The sequence below is a fragment of the Streptomyces sp. SDr-06 genome, from assembly GCF_003324565.1.
In the GTDB taxonomy this organism is placed as follows: domain Bacteria; phylum Actinomycetota; class Actinomycetes; order Streptomycetales; family Streptomycetaceae; genus Streptomyces.
In genome coordinates this window covers 1-15,550 of record NZ_QOLA01000050.1, presented here as the reverse complement: position 1 = coordinate 15,550, position 15,550 = coordinate 1, and the positions used below count along the sequence as shown (strand labels likewise).

10 protein-coding genes are annotated in these 15,550 nt (G+C 72.1%); 5 read left to right on the top strand and 5 right to left on the bottom strand.

Annotated elements, in window-relative coordinates:
* The coding region (locus DT019_RS38700; protein WP_189390318.1) for an adenosylhomocysteinase at window positions 1-259 on the top strand (259 nt) is incomplete at its 5' end.
* Window positions 260-403: 144 nt separating this feature from the next.
* Entirely contained in the window at window positions 404-646 is a 243-nt protein-coding gene (locus tag DT019_RS38695; protein ID WP_114041691.1) for an acyl-CoA carboxylase epsilon subunit, read from the top strand.
* A gap of 27 nt (window positions 647-673) precedes the next feature.
* Here DT019_RS38695 and DT019_RS38690 read toward each other — a convergent pair whose 3' ends face one another.
* Window positions 674-1,792: a serine hydrolase domain-containing protein gene (locus DT019_RS38690; RefSeq protein WP_114041690.1), complete on the bottom strand. Its 1,119-nt coding sequence runs from the start codon at window positions 1,790-1,792 to the stop codon at window positions 674-676.
* Window positions 1,793-1,877: 85 nt separating this feature from the next.
* The gene (locus DT019_RS38685) at window positions 1,878-2,402 is read right to left on the bottom strand and encodes a GtrA family protein (protein ID WP_114041689.1); all 525 of its coding nucleotides are present in this window, start codon (window positions 2,400-2,402) and stop codon (window positions 1,878-1,880) included.
* Between the two features lie 556 nt (window positions 2,403-2,958).
* Between DT019_RS38685 and DT019_RS38680 the strand changes: the two genes are divergently transcribed.
* The 3 genes from DT019_RS38680 to DT019_RS38670 all read left to right on the top strand — a co-directional run bounded on the left by DT019_RS38680 (window position 2,959) and on the right by DT019_RS38670 (window position 5,624).
* The gene (locus DT019_RS38680; protein ID WP_114041688.1) at window positions 2,959-3,492 is read left to right on the top strand and encodes a hypothetical protein; all 534 of its coding nucleotides are present in this window, start codon (window positions 2,959-2,961) and stop codon (window positions 3,490-3,492) included.
* Window positions 3,493-3,592: 100 nt separating this feature from the next.
* Window positions 3,593-4,438, top strand: a complete 846-nt coding sequence (locus DT019_RS38675; protein ID WP_114041687.1) for a DUF4097 family beta strand repeat-containing protein — start codon at window positions 3,593-3,595, stop codon at window positions 4,436-4,438.
* A 406-nt stretch (window positions 4,439-4,844) separates the two neighbouring features.
* Window positions 4,845-5,624: a thioesterase II family protein gene (locus DT019_RS38670; RefSeq protein WP_114041686.1), complete on the top strand. Its 780-nt coding sequence runs from the start codon at window positions 4,845-4,847 to the stop codon at window positions 5,622-5,624.
* 167 nt (window positions 5,625-5,791) lie between these two features.
* On the opposite strand, the gene DT019_RS38665 is transcribed toward DT019_RS38670, so the two are convergent.
* From DT019_RS38665 to DT019_RS38655, 3 genes are all read right to left on the bottom strand, one after another.
* Window positions 5,792-8,962: a non-ribosomal peptide synthetase gene (locus DT019_RS38665; RefSeq protein ID WP_114041685.1), complete on the bottom strand. Its 3,171-nt coding sequence runs from the start codon at window positions 8,960-8,962 to the stop codon at window positions 5,792-5,794.
* Between the two features lie 117 nt (window positions 8,963-9,079).
* Complete coding sequence (locus DT019_RS38660) at window positions 9,080-12,199, bottom strand: type I polyketide synthase (protein ID WP_114041684.1); 3,120 nt, start codon at window positions 12,197-12,199, stop codon at window positions 9,080-9,082.
* Window position 12,200: 1 nt separating this feature from the next.
* A partial coding sequence (locus DT019_RS38655) for a type I polyketide synthase (RefSeq protein ID WP_147267423.1) occupies window positions 12,201-15,550 on the bottom strand: 3,350 nt, incomplete at its 5' end.

Here is a 15,550-nt window from a genome sequence, read left to right as displayed (position 1 = left end):
GGGCAATGCGACCGGTCACCCGTCCTTCGTGATGTCGAACTCGTTCGCGGACCAGACGCTGGCCCAGATCGAGCTGTTCACCAAGCCGTCCGAGTACCCGACCGATGTGTATGTGCTGCCCAAGCACCTGGACGAGAAGGTCGCCCGTCTCCACCTGGACTCGCTTGGCGTGAAGCTGACCGAGCTCCGCCCGGAGCAGGCCGCCTACATCGGCGTCGAGGTCGAAGGCCCGTACAAGCCCGACCACTACCGCTACTGACCCCGGGCAGGGCCCCCAGCCACCGGGGGCCCTCCTTCGGAGCCCGTCAGGCCGACACCCGCGTCGCCCGAGCGGCGCCTTCGCCCTGCCGCGCGCCCCGCACGCCGCGTCGCGCGGCTCGACCGTCACCCCGGGGAGCAGCCCATGACACCGACAGGAACCAGGACGTCCACGCCGGCTGTGCCGGCCCGGACCGGCACGCCAACGGCCATCATCGTGCGCGGCAACCCCTCGCGGGAGGAACTGGCCGCCGTCACCGCCGTCCTCGCGCTGGCCCGGACCACCAACGCCCGCCGGGCCACGACCGGACCGTCCCGTGCCACCTGGCACCGCGATCACACTCCCTGCACTCCGGTGTCCTGGGCCGCCGTACGCCGCACTCCCTGACCCTCGCGACGCACGGACCACGAGAGCTCAAGCGGTCTTGCGGGTCTCATCGGCCGGGGCTGCGCCGAACACCGCGTCGACGAGCCTCTGTTGGGCGAGCTGGAACGCCGGCGCGATCGACAGGTCGGCGTCGCCCACATACGTCAGCCCGGCGGTCAGGGTCCTGCCGCCGTCGGCCGTGCCGTACATCAGCGCGGCCGAGCCCATGGTGGCGCCGTTGTGGTGGAAGAGGGTGCCGCCCGGCCCCATGTCCTGTGCGAACAACCCCAGTCCGTAGCCGCACGTGGCCTCCGGTGTGCGCATCTCGGCCAGCAGCGCCGCGGGCAGGAGCTTGCCGCCCATCAGCGCCGAGAAGTACGTGTGCAGGTCCTGAGTCGTCGAGATCATGTCACCACCGGCCGCCACCCAGGTGGGATTGTGCCGGGTGACGTCGATCGTCTTCTCCTGCCCGGCGTCCTCGTAGCGGTAGTAGCCGTGGTTGTGCGGCTCGGGGATGTCCGGCGAGGCGCCGGGTGCCACGGTGCCGGTCATCCCCAGCGGCCCCAGGACCAGCCGCCGCAACTCCTCGGCGAACGAGCGGCCGGTGACCCTCTCGATCACGAGGCGGGCCAGGACGTAGTTGGTGTTGGCGTAGCTCCAGCCCTCCCCCGGCTCGAACCGCGCCGGCTTGGACAGCGACAGCCGTACCAACTCCTCGGGCAGGTAGGTGTGGAACCGCTTGTCCACCCACTCCTTGCCCTGCCAGGGCACGCCCAGCACGATCGTCCCGTCCTCGTAGAGCTCGCCGGTGTGGTTGAAGATCCCGCTGGTGTGCTGGAGCAGCATCCGCATGGTGATCCGCCGATCGAGCCCGAACTCGGGCAGGTGGTCGGCCACCGGTGCGTCCAGGCCGATGCTGCCCTCGGCCACCAGCATGAGCACCGTGGTCGCGACGAAGTTCTTGGTCGTGCTGCCGATGCGGAAGTGACCGTTGGTCAGCGGCGCGGCACTCTGGCCCAACACGCGGACCCCGGCACTGCCGACCCACTCGCCTTGCTCGTCGTTCACCCGCAGCTGCACCCCGACGAAGCCGGCCCGGGCGATCTCCTCGATCGCCTTCCGCAGCTCCGGACGGTCCTGTCCCTGGTCGGAAACGTTGATGGACATGTTGCTCCTTCAGATCTGTTGGGCCCGGCTCGGCGTCGGGCCGTTGGGGCCGGAGGGCTTGGGCGAATTCCGCGTGACGCGGCGGTCAGGCGGCGGGGCAGAGCACCGCGGGGCCGGCCGGCGCGGTGGCGCGGGCCACCTGCGCGGGCAGGGCAACGGCGGTGCCGGTCGTGACCGCGGCCTGCGGACGGCTCCGCGCGAAGACGACCAGGCGCAGCACTGCGAACCGCACGATGCCAGCGAGGCCGGAGGCGGAGAGGTAGACGATCTGCTCGACCAGCGCGCCGGGCGCCGTCATCAGCAGGTGCAGGACGATCATCGCCAGGCAGGTCACCGCGTAGGCGGCTGCCGCGGACCCGGTGGACTGGGCGTGCTGGCGCCAGGTCGCGCGGCCGCCGGCGCGGAAGGTGAAGCGGGCGTGCAGTTCGGTGGCGAGCACCGTGGAGACCACGGTGACCACCGCGTTGGCCATCGCCCAGGGAACGCAGGAGGCCAGGGCCGCCACGGCGAAGCTGGACGCGAGCCCCACCCCGCCGCCACAGAGCACGAAGCGAGCGAAGGCGACGAGGGCGCCAGGTGCCACGCGCTGCCGACTCTGTGCTGTCTCCATCGTCCCCACCTCTTCGATCGCTCACTTCGCGAAAACGCGCATCCTCGGCTTGGACAGCCGAGGAGCGCGCCACCAATGACGCCATGGTGGCACATGTTTGGCACTATCGGGAGACCGTCATGGCGCCATATAGGGCAGCACCGGCGCCACGAGAGCGCCACGCGACGGTAAATGAGCAGGTGGGATGCCATTCTGGGCACGCTCGCGGCGTGAGCCACTGACGCAACTTCTCCGCACACAATGGCGGGAACGGTCGCATCCAGCGTCCGGAAAGCACCCAGCCCCCACCGTCGGCGCGCTCGGCAACACCTAGGCACGGGCTTCATGGCGTCAAGCCTGGAGTCACCTGGGGGCGTCAGGCTTCCACTCATGGCGCCCCATGGCATTACCGGGCGCCACTCCCTGGCCAGGCGGGCGCCGACGCGCACGCGACCGCACGACGAACCGGACCGCCGCCTCCTTGATTTCGCAGGTGAAACGGCCCACGGGGCGACCGTGCCACATCAGGCGTCATTCAGGCTTGCACATGGCGCCATTGTGGTGCCATGATGACGTCATGGATCTCACCCCGTATGTCGACTCCCTTCGCCGTGAACTCGCGGTGGCCGCCGAGGCCGGCGGACAGGATGCGCGCGAGCTGGCCGAGCGGCTGACGGCTCCCCTGGAGTCGGCGACCCGGCTGACGATGCTCAACGTGCTGTCCGCCGCCATGGGGGAGGTCACCCGGGAGCTCGCGCCCGGCTCGGTCGATGTACGGCTGCGGGGCCTCGACCCCGACTTCGTCGTGACGCTGCCGCCCGCGGATGCTCCCGTGGAGGCGGCGACCGCGCCGGTCGAGCAGGCCGCGTCACCGGCACCCGGCCCGGTCGAGGGCGAGGACGGCGGCACCGCTCGCGTCAACCTGCGGCTTCCGGCCCACCTCAAGGCGCGGGCCGAGGAGGCCGCGGGCCGTGAGGGCCTGTCGGTCAACGCGTGGCTGGTGCGCGCGGTGTCGGCCGCGGTCGAGGGCAACACCCGGCCGCGTACGACGGAGCGCGCGCAGACCCAGATCCAGCCTGCCGGACAGAGCATCACGGGCTGGGTGCGCTGACCGGCGACCCCACACCGCGCCTGCTCGCCCGCACCACTCGTCAATCCCTTCACGTCCCACCAGCGGGGACGCCGTAACGACCCAAGAGGACGGGACAGCCATGCCTTCTTTCGACACCCCCGAAGCGATCTCCGTCACCGCGCACGTGGAGGCGGGTTCCATCCGGTTCGCCGCGGGCGACCGGCTCGACACGACCGTCGAGGTGCGGCCCCGCGACCCGGAGAAGAGCCTGGACGTCCGCGCCGCCAAGGAGACCGAGGTCAGCTACTCCGGCGGCAGCCTCATCGTGAAGACGCCCAAGCCGCGCACGTCGCTGCGCCGCCCCGGCGTCGTGGACGTGACAGTCGAGTTGCCCGCCGGCTCGGACATCGAGATGACGGGCGCCTGGGCCCAGGTCAGCGGCGAGGGCCGGCTCGGCGAGGTACGGGTGAAGAACTCGGCCGGTGACGTCCGCTTCGAGTCGACCGGGCCGCTGCGGCTGACGGCGTCGCACGGCGCGGTCACCGTGGAGCGGGTCGAGGGCGCCGCCGAGATCACCACCAGCACCGGCAGCGTCCGCGTCGGCACCGTCGAGGGGGCGGCCACCCTGAAGAACTCGCAGGGCACCACCACCGTCGGCTCGGTCTTCGGCGAGCTGCGGGTGAACGGCGCCAACGGCGACATCGACATCGCGCGCGCCGGGGACTCGGTCACCGCCACCACCGCGCACGGCAGCCTGCGGGTGGGCGAAGTGGTCCGGGGCACCGTCCAGTTGGAGACCTCGTACGGCGCGATCGAGATCGGCATCCGCGAGGGCACCGCCGCCTGGCTCGACGCCACCTCCAGCTCCGGCCAGGTCCGCAACATGCTCCCCCCGTCCGAAGCCCCGGGCACCAGCGAGGACTCCGTCAAGGTCCGTGCTCGCACCCGGCACGGCAACATCGACATCGTCCGCGCCAAGCCCTGACCCACCGCGCGACCGACCCCGGGCGGCGCACTCCGACACCAGGTCGGGGTGCGCCGCCCCGTCCGTTTCCCGGCATGAGTCGCTTCGGTCGCTGATATGGGTCGATGACACCCGCGCGATGGTCCCGCCTCCCGACACGGTTGTCAGCGCGGCCAACGCCTCGCCACCATGGAGCGGCACGAAGAACCGTTCAGGTAAGCCCCCTTGGCCCGCGCGCACCGATGCATCGAGGCATCCGTGCGGGCCGGGCGTGTGTGTCCCTTCGGCGGGACACACGGGCAAGCCTCGCCGAGTGCGTACGCCAGGGGGCCGTTCGGACGACCGGCTCCTTCCCGTCCAGCTCCGTTGCGCTCGGACCGCTCCCGCGCCGCGGACCGAGTCGGGGTCACCGACAGAAGGATTGAGCATGACAGCGTCAGGCAAGTTCGACGGTCAGTGGATACACCGCTTCCACCCCAGCGACGACAGCGAGTTCCGCGTCGTCTGCTTCCCGCACGCCGGAGGCTCGGCGAACTACTTCTACGCGCTGTCGGAAGCTCTCGCACCGGCACTGGACGTGCTCACCATCCAGTACCCGGGGCGGCAGGACCGGCGTGCCGAGGGCTGCGTCGAGAACCTCGCCGAGCTCGCCGACCTCACCTACGCGGCGCTGCGACGCTGCGACGACGGCCGGCCCACCGTCTTCTTCGGCCACAGCATGGGCTCCGTGCTCGCCTTCGAGGTGGCCCGCCGCTACCAGGACGAGACCGGTGCCCCGCCAGCATGGCTGCTCGCCTCCGGCTACCCGCCGCCCTCACTCCTGCGCGGCGGCACCGTTCACCTCCGTGACGAGGAGGGCCTCATCGACGAGCTGCGCTCCGTCGGCGGCACCGACCCGGTGTACCTGGAGAACAAGCACCTGAGGGCCTCGATCCTGTTCGCCCTGCGCGGCGACTACACGGCCATCGAGACCCACCCCCGGGCCACGGACGTCCGGCTCGACTGCCCCCTCACCATGCTGGTCGGCACGGACGATCCGCACACCACGATCGCCGAGGCCGAGGCGTGGCAGCAGCACACCACCGGCCCGTTCGCCCTGCACGTCTTCGAGGGCGGCCACTTCTACCTCGACGAGCACGGCCAGGAGGTCGCCGACCTCATCTCCGGCGCGGTCCGTGAGCTCTCGGCCGCCAAGGCGCTCCGCTAGATCCGTCCCTCCGGTGCGGCTCCCGCGACCTCGCGCAGGTCGCGGGAGCCGTACCGCCGCTCGGGCGGCACATGACCGGTGACACGACGACGCCCCGGTCGGCTCGGCCGACCGGGGCGTCGTCGTGCCGGGAGCTTGGGGCCCGTCGGCGGTGACGGCGGGACCGCCTACAGCACCGCCCCTTCCTTCGTCCTCCTGCGCAGGGTGGGCCGGCTGGAACGGGCGAGGTTCTTCCACGTGTCGGTCAGACCGGCGATGGTGCGCACCGCGAACAGCGTGCGGATGGGCACCTCCTGGTTGAGCTCCGCGCGGATGAGGCCGGTCAGCCGGATCGCCCGCAGCGAGTTGCCCCCGTGGTCGAAGAAGTCGTCGTCGATCCCCACCCGGTCGAGTTCCAGTACGTCGGCGAACGCCGCGGCCAGCACCCGCTCGGTGTGGTCGCGCGGTGCCCGGTACTTCTCACCGTCGAACGCGGGCCGCGGCAGCGCGGCCCGGTCGATCCGTCCGCCCGGGGTGAGCGGCAGGCGTTCCAGGACCTCGAACACCGACGGAACCATGAACTCCGCGAGCCGTTCCGCGGCGAACCGGCGCAGTTCGTCGGCCGCGACGGTCCGGCCCGCGGCGGGCACCACGTAGGCCACCAGGCGCCACTGCCCGGAGGCGTCCTCGGCGACGGTCACCACCGACCGGGCGAGACCGGTGTGTTCGCCCAGTACGTCCTCGACCTCGGCCAGTTCGACGCGGCTGCCGCGGATGTCCGCCTGAGCGCCGACGGGGCCCACGTACTCCACGAGCCCGTCGGCGCTCCAGCGCACCCGGTCCCCGGTCCGGTACATGACGCTGCCCGGCGGGCCGAAGGGGCTGGCCACGAAGCGCTGTGCGGTCTGCCCGGGCCGCCCCGCGTATCCGCGCGCCACGCCCGGCCCGGCGACGTACAGCTCGCCGGTCACACCGACCGGGACCGGTGTCAGGCCGGGGCCGAGCACGTAACGGGTCGTGTGGTCGCCGGGGTGGCCGGGCCCGGCGGTCGCCTCCGGGCCGTCGGTGATCGCGACGGTCAGTCCGGGGCAGGCCTCCCGCACCCGGCGCACCGCGGCCCTGGACACGCGGTCGCCGCCGGTCCACACCGCGCGCAGCCCGGTGAGGCGCTCGGGGCTGTCCGCCGCGATCGCCGCGAACAGCGGGGCGGGCAGCCAGAGCACGGAGATCTCATGCGTCGCCCGCACCTCGGTCAGCGTGTCGGCGTCCAGCTCGCCCTCGGGAGCCACGACGACCCGGCCTCCGTTCAGCAGCGGAGTCCACACCTCGGCGGGAAGCGCGTCGTAGGCGTGCGGCGCGTGCCACAGCACGGTGGCGGCGCCTGCCTCGCGCCGAGCGTGGTCCAGGACGAACCGCTCGATGTTGCGGTGCGTCACGCCAACTGCCCCACTCCCACTGCCCAGTTGGGCGCCGTATGCCACGGCCAGCAGGCCGTCCTGACGCGGCGGGGCCGCGGCCTGCGCCGCGCCGTCGTCGTCCGTGTCCGACCACAGGTCCTCGAACACGAGCGCCGGGACGCCCAGTTGGGCGGAGAGCGCCTCGGCCGCCGGCCCCCCGGCGAGCAGGGCGCGCACCGGGGCGTCGGCAGCCGTCGACCGGAGCCGCTCCGCCGGGACGGCCGGGTCGACCAGCAGGTAGGCCCCGCCCGCCTTCACGACGCCCAGCAGGGCCACGACCAGGTCGACCGACCGGGGCAGCGCCACCGCCACCACCGTCTCGGGCCCGATGTGCCGTCGGCGCAGCGCCCCGGCCAGGCGGTCGGAGCGCTCGTCCAGTTCCCGGTAGGTGATTCTCGATTCACCGGACACGATCGCGACGGCGTCGGGCACCCGCCGCACCTGGGTGGCGAACAGCTGCGGAACGGTGAGGCCCGGCAGTGGCACATCGATGGCGTTCGGCGTGGCGAGCACCTGGTCCCGCTCGGTGCCGCTCACCACGTCGAGCGTGCCGACGGGCCGGTCGCCCGCGGCCACCAGGGCGCGGATGTGCGCGATCAGGTCCTCGCCGATGAAGCGGAGTTCCGCGCGGGAGTACAGGCTCGCGGGCGCGTCGAGCCGGATGAAGAGGTCGCCCTCGCCGGTCCCGTCGGTGTAGACGCCGATGGCCAGTTCCTCGAAGGTGCCGGTGGTCCCGCCGAGGAAGCGCGCCGGGTGGTCGGCGAACTGGAGGTGTTCGGCGAACTCGACGATGTTGACGACGGCGCCGAAGCTGCCACGGTCTCCCAGGACGGTTCCACTGACGCGCTGGATCTCCGAGTAGTGGCAGGCGGCGTGGTCGAAGATCTCGTACGTCTCGTCGCCGAGCGCGTCGGCGACGTCGGTGAAGGTCGCGCCGAGCGGCACCTTCACCCGCACCGGCACCACGTTCACCGCCAGGCCGGGCGTCCTGCTCGCCACCCCTACCCGGTTGGCCACGGCCAGCGAGAGCAGGAACTCCGGGCGGTCGCAGCGGTGGCGCAGGTAGACCGCCACGGCCGCGGTCAGCATCGACGACATCCACACGCCCATGGACTTGGCGGTCTCGGTCCATGCGGCGGCCTCGGCGCGCGGCACGGTCAGTGTGCGGCTGACCATGCCGATGGGTTCGGTCAACTCGCCCCAGCGGTCCGCGCCGCACGTCGGTTCGGCCAGCGCGGACCGCGTCGCCTCCGGCAGCACCACGCGCGGAACCTGCGCGGGGGCGGGCGCGTCGGCGAGGTAGTCGCGCCAGAACTCCGTGTCCTCGGCGAACTGTTCGGAGGCGTTGTACTGGGCCGCCTCGGCAGCGAACGACTCGGCGTCCCAGGGGTGTGCCATGTCCGGTACGTCCGCGCCGCGCGACAGCGCGGTGTACACCTCGGCCAGGCGTCGCGACAGCAGGCCCGCGGCGCCGTATCCGTCCGAGATGAGGTGGTGGTAGATGATCACCAGCACGGAGCGGGCCGCCCCGAGCCGGACCACACCCAGCCGGAACAGCAGGTCCCGCTCCAGGGCGAACGGCTTCCGCACCAGGTCGGCGAGCGCTTCGCGCGCCGCCGCCTCCGGGTCGTCCTCGGCGGCGAAGTCCAGGAAGAACGGTCGCCAGTCCCCCAGTTCCCTGGGCACCAGGCGCAGTCCACTGCCGTCGTCGACGAAGGTGACGCGCAACACCTCCGCCTCGTCCATCACGTGCAGGAACGCGGACTCCATGACGGCCGCGTCCAGCGCGCCGTCCACGTTCCACAGGGTCAGCGCGTGGTTCAGGGTGTCGGGAAACATTTCCTGCGCCCGCCACAACCCTTTGTGCGCAGACGACGCACCAAACGAACGCACAGAGATCATCTCCTCAACAAAGCGGCCGGGCGACGGAGGCGTTCCAAGGAGGGCCTCCGCCGTCACGGAAGGGGGTCAGCTGTTTGGGACGGTGTACGGGGCGATGGGCGCCCCGCACACCGGATTTCACGGCCGTCGGTCACCGGCCATCGCGGTCACGAGGTGTCCGGCGACCCGCCTCGGTGTCGGGTGCCGCAACACGAGGTTCGGCTTCAGCTTGAGTCCGGTCGTCGACGTGAGGCCCTTGCTCAGCTGCACCGAGAGCAGTGAGTCGAAGCCCATGTCCTTGAACTCCTGGTCGGGGTCGACCCGCTCGCCGGAGGGGTGGCCGAGCACGACGGCCACCTTCGTCAGGACGTGGTCCAGGACGAGGGCCGTCGCCTCGTCGTCGGCCAGCGGGGCGACCAGGTCCGGCAGGGCGACGGGCTCGTCCTCGACCACGGCCGGCTCAAGGACGGGCACCTGCGCCGTCGTCCCCGGGTGCGAGGAGTTCAGCCAGTAGTTCTGCCGCTGGAACGCGTAGGTCGGCAGATCCACCCGCCGGCGCCTGCCGAACAGGGCGTCCCAGTCCACGGACCCGCCCTGGACGTGGAGCTGAGCGAGCGAGCCGAGTACGGCCTCCACTTCCTCGCGGTTGCGCCGCGACGACGACAGGACCACCGCGTCGACGTCCTCGACGATCTCCTGGACCGGGATGGTCAGCACGGGGTGCGGGCTCATCTCGATGAACACCCGGAATCCGTCGTCGGCCAGCTGCTGTACGGAGGTGGCGAACAGGACCTTTTCCCGCAGGTTGTTGTACCAGTAGTCGGCGTCCAGCCCGGCGGTGTCGATGACCTTGCCGTACAGGGTCGAGTAGAAGGGCAGCGCGGACGTCGTGGGGCTGATGTCGGCGAGCGGGGCGATCACCTGGTCGCGGACCCGCTCCACGTGGTGCGAGTGGGAGGCGTAGTCGACCGCGATCCGCTTGGCGGCGACACCGTCGGCCTTCATCTTCTCGACGAACTCGTCGAGCGCGTCCGGTTCCCCGGACACCACGACCGAGCTGGGCCCGTTGACCACCGCGATGCTGACCTGGCCCTGCCACGGCGCGAGGCGTTCCTCGACGATGTCCGCGGACTCCGCGACCGACGCCATGCCGCCATGCCCGATCACGTCCACCAGCGCCTTGCTGCGCAGCGCCACGATCTTCGCGGCGTCACGCAGCGACAGGGCGCCGCAGACGTGGGCGGCGGCTATCTCGCCCTGGCTGTGTCCGACCACGGCGGCAGGTTCCACACCCCAGGAGCGCCACAGGGCGGCCGTGGACACCATGACGGAGAACAGCGCGGGCTGCACCACGTCCACCCGGTCCAGCGTCGGCGCCCCGGGCACACCGCGCACCACGTCGATCAACGACCAGTCGACGAACTCGGCCAGCGCCGCCGCACACGCGTCGAGGCTCTGCGCGAAGACGGGGAAGGTCTCGTACAGCCGACGGCCCATGCCGACCCACTGAGAGCCCTGGCCGGGGAACATGAAGACGGTACCGCCGAGCTGGCGCGCCGTGCCGCGCACCACCATGGCGGACTCCTCGCCGGTGCCGAGCGAGGTCAGGCCGGTGAGCAGTTCGTCGCGGCCGCGCCCGAGCACCACGGCGCGGTGGTCGAACCGGCTCCGGCTCGACAGCAACGACCAGCCGGCGTCGGCGACATCGAGCTGCGGGTCGGCGTCAGCGAAGTCGCGCAGCTTGAGGGCCTGCCCCGCCACGGCCGCCGCGCTCTTGCCGGACAAAACCCACGGCACGAGGCCACCGAGGACGCCCGGGTCGCCGCTTTCGCCCGCCTGCTCCCGCTCCTGCGGCGGGGCCTCTTCCAGGATGATGTGCGCGTTGGTGCCGCTGACGCCGAACGAGGACACCGCGGCCCGCCGCGGGCCCTCCGCCCGGGTCCACTCCCGCCCCTCCACCAGCAGCTCGACCGAGCCGGAGGACCAGTCCACGTGCTGGGAGGGCGTGTCCACGTGCAAGGTCTTGGGCAGGTGCCGGTGGCGCATGGCCTGGATGGTCTTGATGACGCCGCCGACCCCGGCGGCGCCCATGGAGTGGCCGATGTTCGACTTCAGGGACCCCAGCCACAGCGGCCTGCCCTCGGGCCGGCCCTGCCCGTACGTCGCCAGCAGGGCGCCCGCCTCGATGGGGTCGCCCAGCTTGGTGCCGGTGCCGTGGGCCTCGACCAGGTCCACCTCGGATGCCGAGACCCCGGCGTTCGCCAGCGCCCTGCGGATCACCTTCTCCTGGGCTAGGCCGTTGGGGGCGGTCAGCCCGTTGCTGGCGCCGTCCTGGTTCACCGCGGAGCCGCGCAGCACGGCGAGGACGGGGTGGCCGTTGCGGCGGGCGTCGGACAGCCGTTCCAGGAGCAGCACGCCCACGCCCTCGGCCCAGCCGGTCCCGTCGGCCGCGTCCGCGAAGGACTTGCACCGCCCGTCGGCCGCGAGGCCGCGCTGGCGGGAGAACTCCACGAAGAGCGCGGGCGTGGCCATCAGCGACACCCCGCCCGCCAGCGCGAGCGAGCTCTCGCCGGAGCGCAGCGACTGCATCGCCATGTGCATGGCCACCAGCGAGGACGAGCAGGCCGTGTCCACGGTCACCGCTGGTCCGGTCAGGCCCAGTTCGTACGCCACCCGTCCGGAGGCGACGCTCAGCGCGCTGCCGTGCAGCAGATAGCCCTCCAGGTCACTCCCGCTCGCCTCCAGGAAGCGCATCCCGTACTCGGGGAACATCACTCCGGAGAAGACTCCGACCTCGGCCCCGCGCACCTCGGCGGGCACGATGCCCGCGCGTTCGAAGACCTCCCACGACGTCTCCAGGAGCAGGCGCTGCTGCGGGTCGATGGCCAGGGCCTCGCGCGGGCTGATGCCGAAGAAGCCCGCGTCGAACGCGCCGGCGTCCCGCAGGAACCCTCCGTGGCGCGTGTACGAGCTGCCGAGCGTGTCGGGGTCCGGGTCGTACACGTCCCGCCAGCCGCGGTCCTTGGGAAACTCCTCCACCATGTCCTGGCCGTCGCGGACCACGTCCCACAGTTCCTCGGGCGAGGAGACGCCTCCCGGGTAGCGGCACGCCATGGACACCACGGCGATGGGCTCGCCGCGGCCGGCCTTCAGGTCGTCGTTCTCCTGCCGAAGCCGGTCGCGCTCCTCCAGGAGCGCGCGCAGGGCTCGTTGGACCCGCTCCCCGCCCTCGGCCGTGCGGTCTGCGGAGCTGTTCATGTCAGATACCCCTCTCGTCCAGGGCCAGTTCGACGAGTGCGTCCAGGTCGAGAGCGGCCAGTGCGTCGATGTCGGTGTCCGTCGCGTCGGTGTCCGGCGCCTGACCGGCGGCGTCCGGTTGAGCAGGACCGGCGCAGGCCAGCACCAGGTCCAGGAGTCCCGCGCTGCGCAGCCGGTCGATCGGTACGGTCCGCAGCACTTCCCGGATCCGCGTCTCCTCGGCCACGGCGGGGTCCACTGCCGGACGCAGCAGACCGCACAGGTACCGCCCCAGTTCGCGCGGGGAGGGGTAGCTGAAGACGAGGGTGGGCGGCAGTTGCAGCCCGGTCGAGGCCGCCAGGCGGTTGCGCAGTTCCACCGCGGTCAGCGAGTCGAATCCGAGGGTCTTGAACGCCTTGTCCAGGTCGACTCCCTCCGAGCCGCTGTGGCCCAGGACGAGCGCGATCTGGCCGCGGACCAGGGAGGCCACGGTGTCCTCGGCCTCCTCGTCGGACAGCGCCGCGAGGCGGTCGCGCAGCGTCGCGGCGCCGGTCGCCGCGGCCTCGGTGGCCTTGCGGACGGGAGCGCGCACCAGTCCTTGGAGGACGGCGGGAAGTGTGCCGCTCTCCAGGTGGGGACGGAGCAGGGCGGGGGCGATCTTCGCCGGGGCCAGGCAGGCCGCGCCGATGGTGCGGGTGGCCTCGAACAGCGCCACCCCTTCCTCCGCCGTGATGGGCTTGATGCCGAGCCGGGCCATCCGGTTCAGGTCCACGTCGTCCAGGTGTCCGGTCATGCCGCTGGTGTCGCCCCACAGACCCCAGGCCAGGGAGGTGGCGGGCAGTCCCTCCGCGCGGCGGTGCTCGGCCAGCGCGTCCAGGAAGACGTTCGCCGCGGCGTAGTTGCCCTGGCCCGAGGTGCCCAGCACGCCCGCCACGGAGGAGAACAGGACGAACTCGGTCAGCTCCGCGTCGCGGGTGAGCTCGTGCAGGTGCCAGGCGGTGTCCACCTTGGGACGGAACACGCGCTCCACGCGCTCCGCCGTCAAGGAGGCGATGGTGGCGTCGTCGAGCACACCGGCGGTGTGCACGACGGCGGTGAGGGGGTGCTCCTCGGGGACGGCCGCGAGGAGCGCGGCCAGCGCGTCACGGTCGGCGGTGTCGCAGGCGGCGACGGTGACCTTGACCCCCAACTCGCCCAGTTCCGCCGCAAGTTCGGCCGCGCCCGGAGCGTCCGGGCCGCGCCTACTGGTCAGCAGCAGATGGCCGACCTGCCCGGCCGTCGCGTAGTGGCGGGCGAACAGCGTGCCGAGGGTGCCCGTGCCGCCGGTGATCAAGACCGTGCCGCCCTTGGCGGAAACGGCCACCGCGTCAGCTTCCGAAGCCGGCGCGGCCTCCCGCACGAGCCGGGGCACGTACAGCTGCTGATCGCCCTCTCGCACGGCCGCCTGCGGCTCGCCGCTGCCCAGAGCGGCGCGGAACGACGCGGCGGAGACGGTGTTCTCGTCCGCCACGTCGACCAGGGTGAAGCGGCCCGGGTTCTCGTTCTCCGCGGAGCGGATCAGACCCCAGACCGCGGCGTCCGCCGGGCTCGGCGTCTCGGTGCCGGGGTCGACGGCAACGGCTCCCCTGGTGACGATCACCAAGCGGCTGTCGGCCAGCCGCTCCTCGGCCAGCCACGCCTGAACAAGCTCCAAGGCGTACTGGACGGCCTTGCGCGCATCGCCCGGGACGTCCCCGGCCACGTCCGAGCGCGCCAGCAGTCCGGTGGCGACGACCACGTCCGGGAGGGGAGCGGCGCCGTCCGCGAGCAGCTGTGCAAGACCTGCGTGACGCGCGACCGCGACCGTGTCGGGCAGCGCCGCCACCAGGGCACCGGCAACGTCGGGTCCCAGGAACGCCACGCGGCCGCCGTCGAGTTCGCGCACGGCGGGCGCGGGCGTCCAGGCGAGCCGGAACAGGTGGTCGTCCTGGCCCGAGGCGACGGCCTTCGCCAACTGCTCGGTGGTGATGGGCCGTACGGCCAGTGACGCCACGTCGGCGACCGGCTGTCCGGTGGGATCGGCGAGCGTGAGGCGCAGCGTTCCCGCGTCGGCCGGACTGATCCGTACGCGCAGGGCCCGCGCACCGACCGCGTGCAGCCGCACGTTCGACCAGGCGAACGGCAGCAGCATCTGGTCCTGGTCCTGCTCGGGACCGGCACCGATGATCGGGTGGAGTGCTGCGTCGAAGAGCGCCGGGTGGATGCCGTAGTGGTCGGCGCCGGACTCGTCGGCGGCCAGTGTGACCTCCGCGTAGAGCGTGTCGCCGTCCCGCCAGAGGGCGCTCAGGCCCTGGAAGGCGGTGCCGTAGTGGTAGCCGCGATCGGCCAGTTCGTCGTAGAGGGTGGCGATGGGCACGGCCGTGGCGCCCGCCGGCGGCCAGGCCGACGGCTCCGCCCACGCGGCCGGTTCCGCCGCGACGGCCGGCTCCGGGGCGAGCGTGCCGGTGGCGTGGCGGGTCCAGGGCCGGTCGGAAGTGGCGTCGTCCGGACGGGAGTGAATGGTGAGGGCCCTGCGGCCGTCCCCGTCGGATGCCTCCACGTGTACCTGGAGGTGCAGGCCGCCACGGGCCGCGAGACCGAGGGGGGCTTCCAGGGTGAGGTCCTCCAGGTGCGGGGCGCCGGTGGCCTCACCCGCGTGGAGAGCCAGGTCGACGAACGCGGTGCCCGGCAGCAGCGACGTACCGTGCACGGCGTGGTCCGCCAGCCAGGGGTGGCTGCGCTGCGACAGATGCCCGGTGAACACGCTCCCGTCGCCGTCCGCGAGCGCGACGGCCGCACCCAGCAGACCGTGCTCCACGGCGTTCAGACCGAGGGAGTGGGGATCACTGGCGCCGGTGCTCTGCTCGAGCCAGTAGTGCTCGTGCTGGAAGGGGTAGGTGGGCAGGTCGAGGTGGGCAGCCGGGGTGGCGGGGTAGAAGCCAGCCCAGTCGACAGGCGCCGCTGCCTGCGTGTAAGCGGTGGCGAGCGAGGTCAGCATCCGCTGCCACGTGTCCTCACCCCGACGCAACGTGCCCGTCACGGCAACCTCGCCCGCACCCTCGCGGATCTCCACCGTCTCCTGCACCGCGTGCGTAAGCACCGGATGCGGACTCACCTCGACGAACAGCGAATGCCCGTCATCCAGCAACGACGTGGTGGCCGACTGGAAGTGGACTGCCGTGGCCAGGTTGGCGTACCAGTACTCCGCACCCATCACCGTCGTATCCGCCACCGGACCACCCAGGTGACCCTCGACCGTCGAGTAGAACGCGACCGTGGCGGGGCGGGCCTCAACGGAAGCCAGTACGTCGAGGAGTTCGTCGCGCAGCGGGTGCACGTGTGAGGTGTGCGAGG

Bases quoted from the DNA above. Each gene is read 5' to 3' on its own strand.
- DT019_RS38695 (WP_114041691.1), top strand. From the start codon at position 404: ATGACACCGACAGGAACCAGGACGTCCACGCCGGCTGTGCCGGCCCGG.
- DT019_RS38690 (WP_114041690.1), bottom strand. From the start codon at position 1,792: ATGTCCATCAACGTTTCCGACCAGGGACAGGACCGTCCGGAGCTGCGG.
- DT019_RS38685 (WP_114041689.1), bottom strand. From the start codon at position 2,402: ATGGAGACAGCACAGAGTCGGCAGCGCGTGGCACCTGGCGCCCTCGTC.
- DT019_RS38680 (WP_114041688.1), top strand. From the start codon at position 2,959: ATGGATCTCACCCCGTATGTCGACTCCCTTCGCCGTGAACTCGCGGTG.
- DT019_RS38675 (WP_114041687.1), top strand. From the start codon at position 3,593: ATGCCTTCTTTCGACACCCCCGAAGCGATCTCCGTCACCGCGCACGTG.
- DT019_RS38670 (WP_114041686.1), top strand. From the start codon at position 4,845: ATGACAGCGTCAGGCAAGTTCGACGGTCAGTGGATACACCGCTTCCAC.
- DT019_RS38665 (WP_114041685.1), bottom strand. From the start codon at position 8,962: ATGATCTCTGTGCGTTCGTTTGGTGCGTCGTCTGCGCACAAAGGGTTG.
- DT019_RS38660 (WP_114041684.1), bottom strand. From the start codon at position 12,199: ATGAACAGCTCCGCAGACCGCACGGCCGAGGGCGGGGAGCGGGTCCAA.